The sequence below is a fragment of the Enterobacter cloacae complex sp. SHL012 genome (genome assembly GCF_049237505.1).
Lineage (GTDB): Bacteria > Pseudomonadota > Gammaproteobacteria > Enterobacterales > Enterobacteriaceae > Enterobacter > Enterobacter kobei.
Map to the genome: position 1 here is coordinate 235,362 of NZ_JBMKIZ010000001.1, position 14,397 is coordinate 249,758.

Sequence of the window (14,397 nt, forward strand, 5' to 3'; positions counted from 1 at the left end):
TTGGTTTTTCATTTAACCCCACTGCGGGGCCGTTGAAATAACTATATCCCTGTAAATTCGAGGTTTCCGTGAGTGATTGGTATCGGCGTGTAACCATATGTACAACGCCGGGGGAGCCTCCCCGGCGTTGTTATTACAAATAGCGCGAGGTGAGATGTTCGCGGAAGTAGCGGATATTCAGATCTTCGCCTGTCGCCTGGGTGATTAATTGCGACGTGCTGAAGCGGCTGCCGTGCTGCCAGATGTTCTGACGCAGCCACTCAAACAGGGCCGAAAAATCGCCCTCGGCGATAGAGGCCTGTAGCCCCGGCAGGGCGGTTTTTGCGGCATGGAACAACTGTGCAGCATACATAGCGCCCAGCGTGTATGACGGGAAATAACCAAACCCACCGTCGGTCCAGTGGATATCCTGCATACAGCCGTTGCGATAGTTGTCTTTGGTTGATAACCCAAGCCAGGCCTGCATTTTTTCATCCCACAGGGCGGGAATATCGTCCACCTCGATCTCGCCGTTAATCAGCGCACGCTCAATTTCATAGCGCAGCACCACGTGGGCAGGGTAGCTCACTTCGTCTGCATCAACGCGGATGTAACCTGGCTTAACGCGCTGGTTCCAGGCGATAAAGTTCTCTTCGCTGAAGGCGGCCTGGCTACCAAAGCGGGCGTGAACGGCAGGGAGCAGATGCTTCAGGAAGGCCTCGCTGCGTCCCAGCTGCATTTCAAAAAACAGGCTCTGAGATTCGTGGATGGCGGTTGAACGCGCCAGCGCCACGGGTTGTCCTGCCCAGGCTCGCGGCAGGTTTTGCTCGTAGCGCGCGTGTCCGGTTTCGTGGATCACGCCAAACAGCGCACTGAGCAGCTCGTCCTCGTCATAGCGCGTGGTGATACGCACATCTTCCGGCACGCCGGCGCAGAACGGGTGGGCACTGACGTCCAGACGACCGCCGTTAAAATCGAAGCCGAGCATCTTCATGGCTTCCAGTCCGAGTTCGCGCTGGGTAGCCGTTGGGAAAGGGCCTTGTGGCGGGACGAACGACCGCTGAGCCTGTTTTTCCACCACGTTCGCCAGCAGGTCCGGCAGCCAGGTTTTCATATCACCAAACAGCACGTCCAGGCGCGCGCTGGTCATGTCCGGTTCGAAAATATCCAGCAGGGCATCGTACGGGGTACAGCCTTTGGCCTCGGCGCGAAGACGGGCTTCTTCACGGCTGAGTTTGACGACGTCTTTTAGATTGGCGGAAAAACCCTGCCAGTCGTTAGCGGGGCGCTGTGTACGCCAGGCGTGCTCACACTTGCTGCCCGCCAGCGATTTGGCTTCAACCAGCGATTCCGGCAGCAGGGTCGCCTGCTGGTAGTGGCGCGTCATTTCACGCAGGTTAGCCTGTTCGACGTCATTCAGATCTTCCTCTGCCGCTGCGGTCAGCCATTCGCCCACTTTTTTATCGGTAAGGAGCTGGTGCTGCAGGACGCTCATTTCCGCCAGCGCTTCACCGCGCGCGGCACTGCCGCCGGGCGGCATCATGGTAAACATGTCCCAGCTGGCGATGGAGGAGAGATGCGAGAAGCGGGAGAGGCGCTGGAAGGTTTTCACAAGTGACTGATAGGCGGATGGATTTTGCAATTCTTATTTCCTCTTGCCAGGGATGTGTTTCAGGGAGCATACAATGAAACAGGCCAAATTCCCCAACATTTCCTCCGTGGAAACCGTCTTCCGGAAGTCCGGGAGACGGTTCTCAGTGGGCACTTATGCCTTATCACGCATAACCTGTTGCAGGATCGCCAGCGCCTGGGTGAACTGGGCATCCGGAATGGTCAACGGATAAAGGAAGCGGATCACGTTTCCGTACTGGCCGCAGATCAGTAACAGCAGGCCCCGGGAAAGTGCCTTTTGCTGAATCGCCTGCGCGATGGCGGCCGACGGTTCACGGCTCTCGGGATCAAAAAACTCTGCCGCAATCATCGATCCTCTTCCTCTAATCGCCACGAGCGCAGGGAAGGTACCCTGAATCTCCTCCAGCGTGGCGCTCAGTCGATCGCCCAGGTGACAGGCGCGCGCGCACAGTGACTCGTTGTCGATAATATTCAGCACCGCGTGCGCGGCGGCCACCGCAAGCGGATTGCCTGCATAGGTTCCCCCGAGTCCACCGGGGGCTGGTGCATCCATGATCTCAGCGCGGCCCACCACGCCGGACAGCGGCATTCCGCCTGCCAGGCTTTTGGCCATCGTCATCAGGTCAGGCTTGTCAGCGTAGTGTTCCATGGCAAACAGCTTACCGGTACGGGCGAAACCGCTCTGCACTTCATCGGCAATCATCACGATCCCGTGCTCATCACAGATGCGGCGGATGGCGGCCACCAGCTCTGGCGGCGCGACGTTGAATCCGCCTTCACCCTGAATGGGTTCAAAAATAATCGCCGCTACCTGTTTCGCCTCAATATCGGCTTTGAACAGGCGCTCTATCGCCGTGATGGCATCCTGCGTCGTGATGCCGTGAAGCTCGGAGGGATACGGTACGTGATAAACCGACCCGGGGAAGGGGCCAAATCCCAGCTTATAAGGCGCGACCTTGCCGGTTAACGCCATGGTCATATAGGTTCGGCCGTGAAAGCCTCCCCCGAAGGCAATCACGCCAGGCCTGCCGGTGTGGGCCCGGGCGATTTTAATGGCATTTTCCACCGCTTCCGCGCCCGTCGTGAAGAACGCGGTTTTAGCCGGGCCCTGTACCGGGGCCAGCTCGTTAAGTTTTTCGGCCAGGGAAACGTAGCTTTCATATGGCACAATCTGGTAGGCCGTGTGGGTGAACTGGTGCAGCTGTTTTTCCACTGCGGCCACCATTTCAGGATGACGATGGCCGGTATTCAGTACCGCGATCCCGGCGGCGAAATCAATATAGTCATTGCCTTCCACGTCGGTAAGCGTGGCATTCTCCGCCGTGCGGGCAAAGAAATTACACATTACGCCTACGCCGCGCGGGGTGGCCGAAAGTCTGCGCTGATGAAATTCCTGGTTACTCATGTCAGATACCCTTTTGTCGAAATGATCAAACGCCAAGACGATCGCGCAGGCTGTAATACGCCGCGCCCATCGCCGTAAATGGAATCCGCAGGCTGCGACCGCCCGGGAAGGGGTAGTGCGGGAGGTTGGCAAACGCATCAAAGCGCTCTGCGTCACCGCGCAGCAGTTCCGAAATCAGCCGTCCGGCCAGGTGGGTGCAGGTCACGCCGTGGCCGCTGTAGCCCTGCATGTAGTAGATGTTTTTATCCAGACGACCAAACTGCGGCATGCGCGACAGGGTCAGCAGGAAGTTGCCCGTCCAGCGGTAGTCGATTTTGACCCCTGCCAGCTGAGGGAAGGTTTTCAACAGCTTTGGCATCACCAGACGCTCGACATCGTCCGGATCGCGCGCGCCATAGACTACGCCACCGCCGTACAGCAGGCGGTTGTCGGCGGTGAGACGGTAGTAGTCCAGAAGGTAGTTGCAATCTTCAACACAGTAGTTATTGGGGATCAGCGTGCGGACGACCTCTTCCGGCAGCGGGGCGGTGGTCACCACCTGGGTGCCGCAGGGCATGCTGCGTTTTGCCAGTTCTGGTTCGACCTTATCGCCCAGATAGGCATTTCCGGCGACGATCACATAGCGGGCCGTCACCTGACCATGCTGCGTGCTTACCACGGCCGGGCTGGTGTGCTGAATGGCGGTCACCGGGGATTGTTCATACACCCGCCCGCCGTTAAGGCGAATGGCGTCCGCTTCGCCGATCGCCAGGTTGAGCGGATGAATATGTCCCCCGCTGCGGTCCAGCAGCGCGCCGGTATAGCGTTCGCTGTCGACTTCCCGGCGGATCGCGCTGGCATCCAGCAACTCCAGCTGCGTGTTGCCGTAGCGTTCCCAGTTGGCTTTTTGCTCTTCCAGCGTCTCCAGCTGCTTATGGTTCAGGGCAACAAACAGCCCGCCGGGACGATAGTCGCACTGGATCTGATAGCGCTGAATACGCTCCCGGATGATTTCCCCGCCTTCAAACATCATGCTCCCGAGGACTTTGGCAGCATCGGGGCCATAGTTTTTCTCAATCACGTCGATATCGCGGCTGTAGGAGTTAACCAGCTGGCCGCCGTTGCGTCCGCTGGCACCGAAGCCGATGCGCGCCCCTTCAAGGAGCACCACGTCGTAGCCCATTTCAGCGAGATGCAGTGCGGAGGAGAGGCCGGTATAGCCGCCGCCTACCACGCACACGTCACAGCTGATTGATTCGCTAAGCGTCGGGAATGGTTCGTACGCGTTCGCGCTGGCCGCATAATAGCTGGTGGTATGTTCGGTCATGATTGAGGCTCCAGGGCAATCCAGATGGTTTTCAGTTCGGTAAATTTTTCCAGCGCGTGCAGAGACTTATCGCGGCCGTTGCCGCTCTGCTTATAGCCACCAAACGGTACGGTCATATCCCCGTCGTTATAGTTATTGACGAAGACCGAGCCTGCTTTCAGGCGACGGCTCATGCGGTGTGCGCGGGAGAGGTCGCGGGTCCATACCGCCGCGCCAAGCCCATATTCACTGTCGTTGGCCAGCGTTAAGGCTTCCTCTTCGGTTTTAAAACGGGTGACGACCAGAACAGGCCCGAAAATCTCTTCCCGGCACAGCGGGGAGGCAGGGTCGATGTCGACAAAAATGGTTGGACCTACCGCAGAAGGCCAGGATTGTGCCCGCCCGTCCAGCAGCAGCGTACCTTTCCGGGCGCCCTCGCGAATAAACGTGTGAACGGTATCGGCGTGCGCGGCGTCGATGAGCATTCCCATCGTGCTGTCGGGATCGAGCGGATCGCCCGGCTGCCAGTGGCGGGCCTGCGCTTTCAGCTTTGCCAGAAAGTCATCGGCGATGCTCTCCTCAAGCAGCAGGCGGGTCCCGGCGATACACACTTGCCCCTGGTTATAAAAAATCCCGGCGGCGGTCGCGCTCACGGCCTTGTCCAGGTCCGGACAGTCGGCAAAGACAATGTTGGCGCTCTTGCCGCCAGCCTCCAGCCAGACGCGCTTCATGTTGCTTTCGCCTGCGTCCTTCAACAGCTGCTTGCCGGTACGGGTAGAGCCGGTAAACGTCAGCACCTCAACGTCCGGATGCAGGGCCAGTGCCTGGCCCGCCTCGTGGCCGTAACCGCTTATCACATTCAGCACGCCGTCCGGCAGGCCCGCCTCTTTCGCCAGCCCGGCCAGCCGCAGGGCGGTGAGGGGCGATTTTTCGGACGGTTTCAATACCACGCTATTGCCCGCGATCAGCGCCGGGCCCAGCTTCCAGCAGGCCAGCAGCAGCGGGAAGTTCCAGGGAACGATGGCGGCGACAACCCCGATCGGTTCGCGCACAATCATCGCCAGCTCGTCCGGACCCGTAGGCGCCACTTCGCCGTAGACTTTATCCGCCGCTTCGGCGTACCAGCGAATGGCGCGCGCCGCGCCGGGAATATCGTCGCGCAGGCTGTGGCGGATGGGTTTACCGGTGTCCAGGGTTTCCAGTAAGGCCAGCTCTTCGCCGTGGCGTTCCATCAAATCGGCGAACTTATTGAGAACGTATTTGCGCTGCGCCGGTGATGCCTGCGACCAGTCGCCACGGTCATATACCTCACGCGCAGCCTGAACCGCGAGGTCTACGTCCGCCTGCTTGCCCCGGGCCACATTCGCTAGCGTCTGACGGGTAGCGGGGTTGACGGTTTCAAACGTGGCCTTATCGGCGGCGTCACAATAGGCACCGTTAATAAATAACCGGGTCTCAATGGCACTGTTTTTTGCTTTATCCTGCCAGTAAGTCAGGTGCTGAAAATGCATATTCACTCCTTTCTTTCGCAATCAGATAAATAAAGGCATGGCCGTTTCAGGCAATACGAAGCCGTGAGGCATCCCGGGGATTAACCCGTAAAATGCCGACATTGATCGTTTTTATTTGCCCCGGCGTAAGTCTTTACGCCGGGGCTGAGTGGTCATCAGAACGTGGTGGGGGTGTGGGCACTGATAATGCGGCAGATGCCTGCCGAGGTATTGCTGAAGCTGTGCGGTATGCCGGTATTAATGGCATAGCTTTGCCCCGCAACCAGGTGATAAGGCTGGCCATTAATGGTCAGCACAATTTCACCTTCCAGTATCGTACCGATCTCCTCACCCTGATGTTTGATCCTCTCTCCGGTCGTGGTTCCTGGCTGGTAAGTTTCAAAAATCATCGCCAGCGTACGGTTCGGATTTCCGTTGTGAACCAGCTTCATCGAAACCCCCTGACTGCCTATTTCGATAAGGTCTTCCTGATTAATAACCACCTGCGGTTCATCAGGTTTTTCCGGTTCCGAAAAGAATTCCGAGAGCGACAGCCCATAGACTTTCAGCAGCTTCTGAAGCGTACTGATGGCAGGACTGACTTTATCCTGCTCGATGGTGCTGATGGCACTGTGTGTTAACCCAGACAGTTCGGCGGCACGCCGCTGCGAGAGACCCAGTTGCTGGCGGATCTCAGACAGACGTTTCCCTGGCGCCAGTCCGTCATCGCTCATAGTTGCATTTCCTTTACGGTAGTGGTCAAAGTCGTTGCTTCTCGGCAATGTGGCTTTGACAGGCGGTGATAAAACCTTCAAACAACATACGTGACAGGGCGTACTCGCTGCTGTTCCATTCGGGGTGCCATTGCACGCCGAGGGCAAAAGGATGGTCGTGCACGCTGACCGCTTCAACCAGCCCGTCCGTCGAGCGGGCCTCCACGCGAAGCCGTGGTCCTAACGTTCGTGCACCTTGCCCGTGTAACGAGTTTACCCAAAATGTGTTACAGCCTGGTATTAATTGAGACAGCAGTCCTCCCTCCTGAACCTGAACTTCATGAGACGGGGCGTATTGTAGCTCAACCGGCAGTTCAGGATCTTCCCGGTGCTCAAGCAGGTCATTCTGCTCGAACAGGCGGCGATACAGCGTCCCTCCCGTCGCAACAACCAGTTCCTGCAGCCCCCGGCAGATGGCGAAAATGGGGATGCGCCTTTCGAGCGCGGCGGCAATCAGCGCCATACTCAGAAGATCACGCCCGGGATCGGCGTCAGGCTCATCGCCGTTTTCACCATAAAGGTGCGGCTGCACGTTACTTGGGCTGCCCGGCAGGTAAATCCCGTCCAGGGTTGGCAGCAGAGTGGTAAGCAACTCTGGCTCTGCCAGCGCATGCGGTAAGGCAATGGGTAAGCCCCCCGCATTGATAATGGCATTCAGGTACTTTTCTTGCAGGGTCTGGGTCTCGTGACCCTTAAGCCTGTTTCTGCACATCACCACGCCAATGACTGGCTTGTTCATTATATTTTCCATGATCGCCCTCACAAAGTGGACTAAATTTAGGCCAGTTTCACCTGTAAAACGGCCTTTTCGTTCAATATTTTCTCAATCTAGCAACGAGATCTGCCTTTTGCAAACTTAATTTAACATTTGACAAACAATTTATTTGCATACAGATTCGATAGGGTGGACATTATATTTGACAGTCCTGAGCAGCGAACGCAAATCCCAAAAACGGTGGTAAATCATGGAAACCAATATCGTAGAAGTTGAGAACTTTGTTCACTACACGGATGAGAGGCGGGGCAGCGCCTTTACGCAGGAGGTGAAGCGCTATTTAGAACAGTATCCGAACACCCAGTTTATTGATGTCCTCCTGACCGATTTGAACGGCTGTTTTCGCGGTAAACGTATTCCGGTTGCCGGACTGAACAAACTCGAAAAAGGCTGCTATTTCCCGGCGTCGGTGTTCGCCATGGATATTCTGGGTAACGTGGTGGAAGAAGCGGGCCTGGGGCAGGAGCTCGGCGAGCCTGACTGTGTTTGTGTGCCGGTGCCGGGCACCCTGACACCGTCCGCGGCGGACCCGGAATACATTGGTCAGGTGCAGCTCACCATGGTCGATGAAGATGGCGCTCCCTTTGACGTTGAGCCGCGGAACGTACTCAACCGGCTCTGGCAGCAGTTGCGCCAGCGCGGTCTGTTCCCCGTGGTAGCGGTAGAGCTGGAGTTCTATTTACTTGATCGGAATCGCGATGCCGACGGCTATCTGCAGCCACCCTGCGCGCCGGGCACCGACGTGCGTAACACGCAAAGCCAAGTCTACTCTGTTGATAATCTTAACCACTTTGCTGACGTGCTGAACGATATTGATGAGCTGGCACAGCTGCAGTTGATCCCCGCCGATGGCGCAGTGGCTGAGGCCTCGCCGGGTCAGTTTGAAATTAACCTGCACCATACGGAAAACGTGCTGGATGCCTGTGATGATGCGCTGGCGCTAAAACGTCTCGTCAGGCAGATGGCAGAAAAACATAAGATGCACGCCACGTTTATGGCGAAGCCGTATGAAGAGCATGCGGGCAGCGGGATGCATATCCACATCAGTATGCAAAACAACAGAGGCGAAAACGTGCTCGCGGACGCCAGCGGCGAGGATTCCGCGCTGCTGAAACGCGCGCTGGCCGGGATGATCGATCTGATGCCAGCGTCCATGGCGCTGCTGGCACCGAACGTCAACTCGTACCGCCGTTTCCAGCCGGGAATGTATGTGCCGACGCAGGCGTCATGGGGTCACAACAACCGCACGGTAGCCCTGCGTATTCCCTGCGGCGATCGCCATAATCATCGAGTCGAATACCGGGTGGCAGGGGCAGACGCGAATCCGTATCTGGTGATGGCGGCGATTTTTGCCGGCATTCTGCACGGGCTGGATAACGATTTACCGCTGCAGGAAGAGGTTGAAGGCAATGGTCTGGAGCAGGACGGACTGCCGTTCCCGATTCGTCAGAGTGATGCGCTGTGGGAGTTTATGCAAAACGATCGCCTTCGCGAGCGGCTGGGCGAGCGTTTCTGCCACGTGTATCACGCCTGCAAAAATGATGAATTACTGCAGTTTGAACGCCTGATTACTGAAACAGAAATCGAGTGGATGCTGAAAAACGCCTGATAACGCGCCCCAGTAAGGGGCCGCTTTGTTTCATCTCATACGTATCACCATACGGCCTGCGCGGAGCCTGGCCGAACTGTTCGCTGGCACGCCAGCTATCTCCCGGGAGTCGCGTTATGGAGCGCAGGCGGCACAGGGACTTTCTTAACGACACTGTGTGACGAGGTAGGAAATGATGCAGATGTTCAACTATCCGCAGGGCGAAGGGGGCCAGTCAGGCTTCCATGGTGAATGCGAGCCAGAGACGGTGCGCTGGTACGGTCGCGTTTGTTCTTCACAACTTCCCCCTTTGCTAAGCAGGTTTGCGTTAAGGTCAACGCGATTGCAAACCACGGTAAGCATGGGGGGGACGGTGTATGGCGACTAACACGTCTCTTGACGCGCCGGGCATGGCCGGCAGAACCCGACTGCGCAGTTCTCTTAAGCTCTGGCAGGTGGTGATGATGGGGCTGGCTTACCTCACCCCCATGACCGTGTTTGATACCTTCGGTATTGTGTCCGGTATCAGCAACGGCCACGTGCCCGCCTCGTATCTCCTGGCGCTGGCTGGCGTCATGTTTACCGCCATCAGCTACGGTAAACTGGTACGGCAGTTCCCGGAAGCGGGCTCCGCGTATACCTACACGCAGAAATCGATTGGACCCCACGTGGGCTTTATGGTCGGCTGGTCATCGTTGCTGGACTATCTCTTCCTGCCGATGATCAACGTGCTGCTGGCGAAGATCTACCTTTCCGCGATGTTCCCTGAGGTCCCGCCGTGGGTCTGGGTAGTGGGGTTTGTGACGATCCTGACGCTGGCGAATCTGAAGAGTGTTAACCTGGTCGCCAACTTTAATACCCTGTTTGTGCTGGTGCAGGTCGCGATTATGGTGGTGTTTGTCATCCTCGTGGTGCATGGCTTGCACAAGGGAGAAGGGGTCGGCACCGTCTGGTCGCTGCAGCCGTTTATCAGCGAGAACGCACATCTGATCCCTATTATTACCGGCGCGACCATCGTCTGCTTCTCTTTCCTCGGTTTTGATGCGGTTACCACGCTATCGGAAGAGACGCCAAACGCGGCACGGGTCATTCCCAAAGCCATTTTCCTGACCGCGCTGTATGGCGGGCTGATATTCATTATTGCCTCGTTCTTCATGCAGCTCTTTTTCCCGACCATCGCGCGCTTCAAGAACCCGGATGCCGCGCTGCCGGAAATCGCACTGTACGTGGGAGGTAAGCTCTTCCAGTCGGTGTTTTTATGTACCACCTTTGTCAATACGCTGGCTTCGGGTCTGGCCTCGCACGCCAGCGTCTCGCGGTTATTGTATGTGATGGGGCGTGACAACGTCTTTCCGGAGCGGGTGTTTGGTTATGTGCATCCGAAATGGCGTACCCCGGCCCTGAACGTCATTATGGTGGGGATAGTGGCCCTGTCGGCGCTGTACTTTGACCTCGTGACCGCAACGGCGCTGATCAACTTTGGCGCACTGGTGGCGTTTACGTTTGTTAACCTCTCGGTGTACAACCATTTCTGGCGGCGTAAGGGGCTGAACAAAACGTGGAAAGATCGTTTCCACTATCTCCTGCTGCCGCTTATTGGGGCGGTAACGGTCGGCGTGCTGTGGATAAACCTCGAAGCGACGTCCCTGACGCTTGGCCTCATCTGGGCGGCTCTGGGGATCCTTTACCTGACATGGCTAACGCGCCGTTTCCGAAAACCGCCTCCGCAGTTTGAAGCCGGTAAGATAGAGCAGGCCTGGGATTCCTGAACGATAAACGGCACCAGTACGCTGGTGCCGTTTAGGTCGCGCGTGCGTCTTACCGGACATCAGCCCGCACGCTTATTATCTCAAACGTTGATGAAGACTTGCCCCCACCAGCAGTGCGGCACAAAGCATCAGGGCGATAAACCCGCCCACGCCGTTCCAGCCGTAGTGATGCCAGAACACGCCCCCCAGCGTCCCGGCGATGCTGGATCCCAGGTAATAGCTAAACAGGTACAGCGACGATGCCTGTCCTTTGGCTCGACGCGCGCGCGGGCCAATCCAGCTGCTGGCGACCGAGTGCGCGGCGAAGAACCCGGCGGAGAAGAGCAGCATCCCGGCAAAAATCAGCCACAGTGAGGAGAAGAGCGTCAACAGCAGGCCGAGCAGCATTACCGCTGTGAAGACCAGCATGACCGGCCCGCGGCCGAAGCGTGCGGTCATCGCCCCGGCTTTCGGCGAACTCCACGTGCCGGTGAGATAAGCCACAGAAAGCAAACCGACCACGGCCTGATTCAGATGCCACGGTGAAAGCATCAGGCGATAGCCAATATAGTTAAACAACGTGACGAATGACCCCATCAGCAGGAAGCCCATCAGGAACAGGCGCGGCAACCCTTTATCACGCCAGTGCAAACGGAAGTTAATAAACAGCGTTTTCGGGCGCAGGGAAATCGGGCGAAAATGGCGTGATTCCGGCAGGATTTTCCAGAACATCAGTGCAGATGCCAGCGCGAAACACCCGATAACCGCCAGCGCAATACGCCAGCTAAAGAAGTCCGTAAAGACCCCGCTCAGCAGACGCCCACTCATGCCGCCAATTGAATTCCCGCTGATGTACAACCCCATCGAAAAGGCAACGAAGCTCGGATGGATCTCTTCGCTGAGATAGGTCATCCCGACCGCGGCCACGCCGCTGAGCGACAGCCCGATCAGCGCGCGCATCACCAGAATGCCGTGCCAGCTGGTCATCATGGTCGAGAGCAACGTACAGACCGAGGCCAGCATCAGGGCAGTGACCATCACCGGTTTACGGCCAATGGCGTCGGACAAAGGGCCGGTAAAGAGCAGGCCAATTGCCAGCATCGCGGTTGAAATCGAGAGCGAAACGCTGCTGCTGGCGGGCGATACGCCAAACTCATGGGAGAGAACGGGGAGGATCGGCTGAACGCAGTAGAGCAGGGCAAACGTGGCCAGACCGGCCGAAAAGAGCGCCAGGGTAACGCGCATAAATTGGGGAGTACCACGTTTAATGAACTGAACCGGCTGCGATGCTACGGGTAAATCATTGATATCGCTGGCCGGAGAGATATCAATGGAGGTTGTACGACTCACACAGTTTCCTTGCTTAAACATCCCCGTGATTTCGGGTGACGGGTATGACCACACGATCAGGGTAGGAAAATGTAAATATTCTGTCTAATATATTAATTATCTCAAATGATACTTTAAAAATATGAATATCGAACTGCGTCATCTTCGCTATTTTGTCGCCGTTGCTGAGGAGCTGCATTTTGGCCGCGCGGCGGCACGGCTGAATATCTCTCAGCCCCCGTTAAGCCAGCAGATTCAAATCCTCGAACAGCAGGTGGGCGCGCGCCTTCTGGCCCGCACCAACCGCAGCGTGAGCCTGACGGCGGCGGGTAAGCAGTTTCTGACCGACAGCCGACAAATCCTGAGCATGGTTGATGACGCCGCCGCCCGTGCAGAGCGGCTTTACCTCGGAGAAGCCGGTGAGCTGCGAATCGGGTTTACGTCGTCCGCGCCCTTTATCAGCGCCGTCTCCCAGACGCTTTCCTCATTCCGCCGCCATTTCCCGGATGTGCATATTCAGACGTGCGAAATTAATACCCGCGAGCAAATTGCACCGCTGAATGAAGGCGCACTGGATTTGGGGTTGATGCGGAATACGCAGCTGCCGGACACGCTGGCGTGGCAGGTGATTCTGCATGAACCCCTGATGGCTATGATCCCCCTTGACCACCCGCTGGCCTCTCGTCCGGCGGTATCGCTGGCAGAGCTGGCAAAAGAACCCTTTGTCTTTTTTGATCCTCAGGTCGGAACGGGCCTGTATGACGACATTCTGGGACTGATGCGTCGCTACGATCTTGCTCCGGTTATCACCCAGGAGGTGGGCGAGGCGATGACCATTATTGGGCTGGTCGCCGCCGGACTGGGGGTCTCTATTCTTCCGGCCTCCTTTAAACGGGTACAACTGCGCGAAATGCGCTGGGTTCCCATCGCCGAAGAGGATGCCGTTTCCGAGATGTGGCTGGTCTGGTCAAAACATCGTGAACAGAGCCACGCCGCGCAGCGCTTCAAACAGCAGTTAATCAGTGCTTCAGGTGGGCAAAACCGGTAGGGAAAAGGGATAAAAATGTGCGGTAAATCACAGAGCTAAGTAAATATTTGACGACAGCTATGGAAGTGCTTCACCATAGCCCAAAGTTTATTTCGAAGCTCGAAAATAAGGGAGTACGAGGTGGTTGCTGATAGTCAGCCAGGGCACATTGATCAGATTAAGCAGACCAACGCTGGCGCGGTATACCGCCTGATTGATCAGCTTGGTCCGGTTTCGCGTATCGATCTTTCGCGCCTGGCACAGCTGGCACCTGCCAGTATCACCAAGATTGTCCGTGAAATGCTGGAAGCGCACCTGGTCCAGGAGACGGAAATTCAGGAGCCGGGCAGCCGTGGCCGTCCGGCGGTCGGGCTGGTGGTTGAGACGGAAGCATGGCATTACCTGTCACTGCGCATCAGTCGCGGGGAGATCTTCCTCGCGCTGCGCGATCTGAGCAGCAAACTGGTGGTGGAGGATCGGCTTGAGCTGCCGCTCAACGCGGAACAATCGCTCCTCGATGCCATTGTCTCCCATATCGATAACTTCTTTATCCGCCATCAGCAGCGGCTGGAACGCTTAACGGCAATCGCCATCACCATGCCGGGCATTATTGATACCGAAAACGGCATCGTGCACCGCATGCCGTTTTACGACGATGTTAAAGAGATGCCGCTGGGAGAGGTGCTGAAAAACCATACCGGCGTGCCGGTCTATATTCAGCATGACATCAGTGCCTGGACCATGGCGGAGGCCCTGTTTGGCGCGTCGCGCGGTGCGCGAGATGTGATTCAGGTGGTGATCGACCATAACGTTGGGGCGGGTGTCATCACCGACGGGCGTCTTCTTCACGCCGGGAGCAGCAGCCTGGTGGAAATCGGGCACACTCAGGTCGACCCGTACGGGAAGCGCTGCTACTGCGGGAACCATGGCTGCCTGGAGACTATTGCCAGTGTAGAAAGCGTGCTGGAGCTGGCGCAGGTCAGGCTCAGCCAGTCCATGAGCTCCTCGCTGCACGGCCAACCCTTAACGGTCGATTCCCTCTGCGCCGCCGCGCGTCAGGGAGATTTGCTGGCGAAGGATATTATTACCGGGGTGGGGATTAACGTTGGCCGCATCCTGGCGATTATGGTGAACCTCTTTAACCCGCAAAAAATCCTGATTGGCTCCCCGCTCAGCCAGGCGGCGGAGATCCTCTTTCCGGCGATCTCTGCCTGTATCCATCAGCAGTCGCTTCCCGCCTACAGCAAGAATATTGCGGTGGAAAGCACCCAATTCTCTAACCAGGGCACCATGGCAGGTGCGGCGCTGGTCAAAGATGCCATGTATAACGGCTCGCTGCTTATCCGCCTGTTACAGGGTTAACTCT

General features: G+C 57.2%; 12 protein-coding genes. 5 read left to right on the top strand and 7 right to left on the bottom strand.

The genetic code is table 11. The annotated features are described in order from the left end of the window. Nucleotides 1-133: 133 nt before the first annotated feature. The 6 genes from ACOTY9_RS01210 to puuD form a co-directional block, all read right to left on the bottom strand. On the bottom strand, nucleotides 134-1,621 hold the full coding sequence (locus tag ACOTY9_RS01210) for a carboxypeptidase M32 (RefSeq protein ID WP_348565549.1): 1,488 nt from the start codon (nucleotides 1,619-1,621) through the stop codon (nucleotides 134-136). Between the two features lie 123 nt (nucleotides 1,622-1,744). Next, nucleotides 1,745-3,016, bottom strand: coding sequence for a 4-aminobutyrate transaminase (puuE, locus tag ACOTY9_RS01215; protein ID WP_213784471.1), 1,272 nt, complete (start codon nucleotides 3,014-3,016; stop codon nucleotides 1,745-1,747). A gap of 25 nt (nucleotides 3,017-3,041) precedes the next feature. Then, nucleotides 3,042-4,322 (bottom strand): NAD(P)/FAD-dependent oxidoreductase, encoded by a 1,281-nt coding sequence (locus ACOTY9_RS01220; protein ID WP_014883627.1) that lies wholly within the window; start codon nucleotides 4,320-4,322, stop codon nucleotides 3,042-3,044. Then, on the bottom strand, nucleotides 4,319-5,812 hold the full coding sequence (puuC, locus tag ACOTY9_RS01225; RefSeq protein WP_200925185.1) for an aldehyde dehydrogenase PuuC: 1,494 nt from the start codon (nucleotides 5,810-5,812) through the stop codon (nucleotides 4,319-4,321). The genes ACOTY9_RS01220 and puuC overlap by 4 nt, the downstream gene beginning before the upstream one ends. 155 nt (nucleotides 5,813-5,967) lie before the next feature. After that, a complete protein-coding gene (gene puuR / locus ACOTY9_RS01230) occupies nucleotides 5,968-6,525 on the bottom strand; it encodes an HTH-type transcriptional regulator PuuR (RefSeq protein WP_013096835.1) in 558 nt (185 codons plus the stop codon). 25 nt (nucleotides 6,526-6,550) lie between these two features. Further along, a complete protein-coding gene (gene puuD / locus ACOTY9_RS01235; RefSeq protein WP_196238017.1) occupies nucleotides 6,551-7,303 on the bottom strand; it encodes a gamma-glutamyl-gamma-aminobutyrate hydrolase in 753 nt (250 codons plus the stop codon). A gap of 226 nt (nucleotides 7,304-7,529) precedes the next feature. Here puuD and ACOTY9_RS01240 point away from each other — a divergent pair, with 226 nt between their 5' ends. The 3 genes from ACOTY9_RS01240 (at nucleotide 7,530) to ACOTY9_RS01250 (ending at nucleotide 10,696) form a co-directional block, all read left to right on the top strand. Next, nucleotides 7,530-8,948 (top strand): glutamine synthetase family protein, encoded by a 1,419-nt coding sequence (locus ACOTY9_RS01240; RefSeq protein WP_032636739.1) that lies wholly within the window; start codon nucleotides 7,530-7,532, stop codon nucleotides 8,946-8,948. A 181-nt stretch (nucleotides 8,949-9,129) separates the two neighbouring features. Next, entirely contained in the window at nucleotides 9,130-9,315 is a 186-nt protein-coding gene (locus tag ACOTY9_RS01245) for a hypothetical protein (protein ID WP_418251745.1), read from the top strand. Then, a complete protein-coding gene (locus ACOTY9_RS01250) occupies nucleotides 9,305-10,696 on the top strand; it encodes an APC family permease (protein WP_014883631.1) in 1,392 nt (463 codons plus the stop codon). The genes ACOTY9_RS01245 and ACOTY9_RS01250 overlap by 11 nt, the downstream gene beginning before the upstream one ends. Nucleotides 10,697-10,771: 75 nt before the next feature. Here ACOTY9_RS01250 and ACOTY9_RS01255 read toward each other — a convergent pair whose 3' ends face one another. Next, nucleotides 10,772-12,025, bottom strand: a complete 1,254-nt coding sequence (locus tag ACOTY9_RS01255; protein ID WP_014883632.1) for an MFS transporter — start codon at nucleotides 12,023-12,025, stop codon at nucleotides 10,772-10,774. A gap of 121 nt (nucleotides 12,026-12,146) precedes the next feature. On the opposite strand from ACOTY9_RS01255, the gene ACOTY9_RS01260 reads away from it, so the two are divergent. Together ACOTY9_RS01260 and mlc are read left to right on the top strand one after the other, a co-directional pair. After that, a complete protein-coding gene (locus ACOTY9_RS01260; RefSeq protein WP_023330286.1) occupies nucleotides 12,147-13,052 on the top strand; it encodes a LysR family transcriptional regulator in 906 nt (301 codons plus the stop codon). Nucleotides 13,053-13,172: 120 nt separating this feature from the next. Beyond that, nucleotides 13,173-14,393 (top strand): sugar metabolism global transcriptional regulator Mlc, encoded by a 1,221-nt coding sequence (mlc, locus tag ACOTY9_RS01265; protein ID WP_014883634.1) that lies wholly within the window; start codon nucleotides 13,173-13,175, stop codon nucleotides 14,391-14,393. Nucleotides 14,394-14,397: the final 4 nt, after the last annotated feature.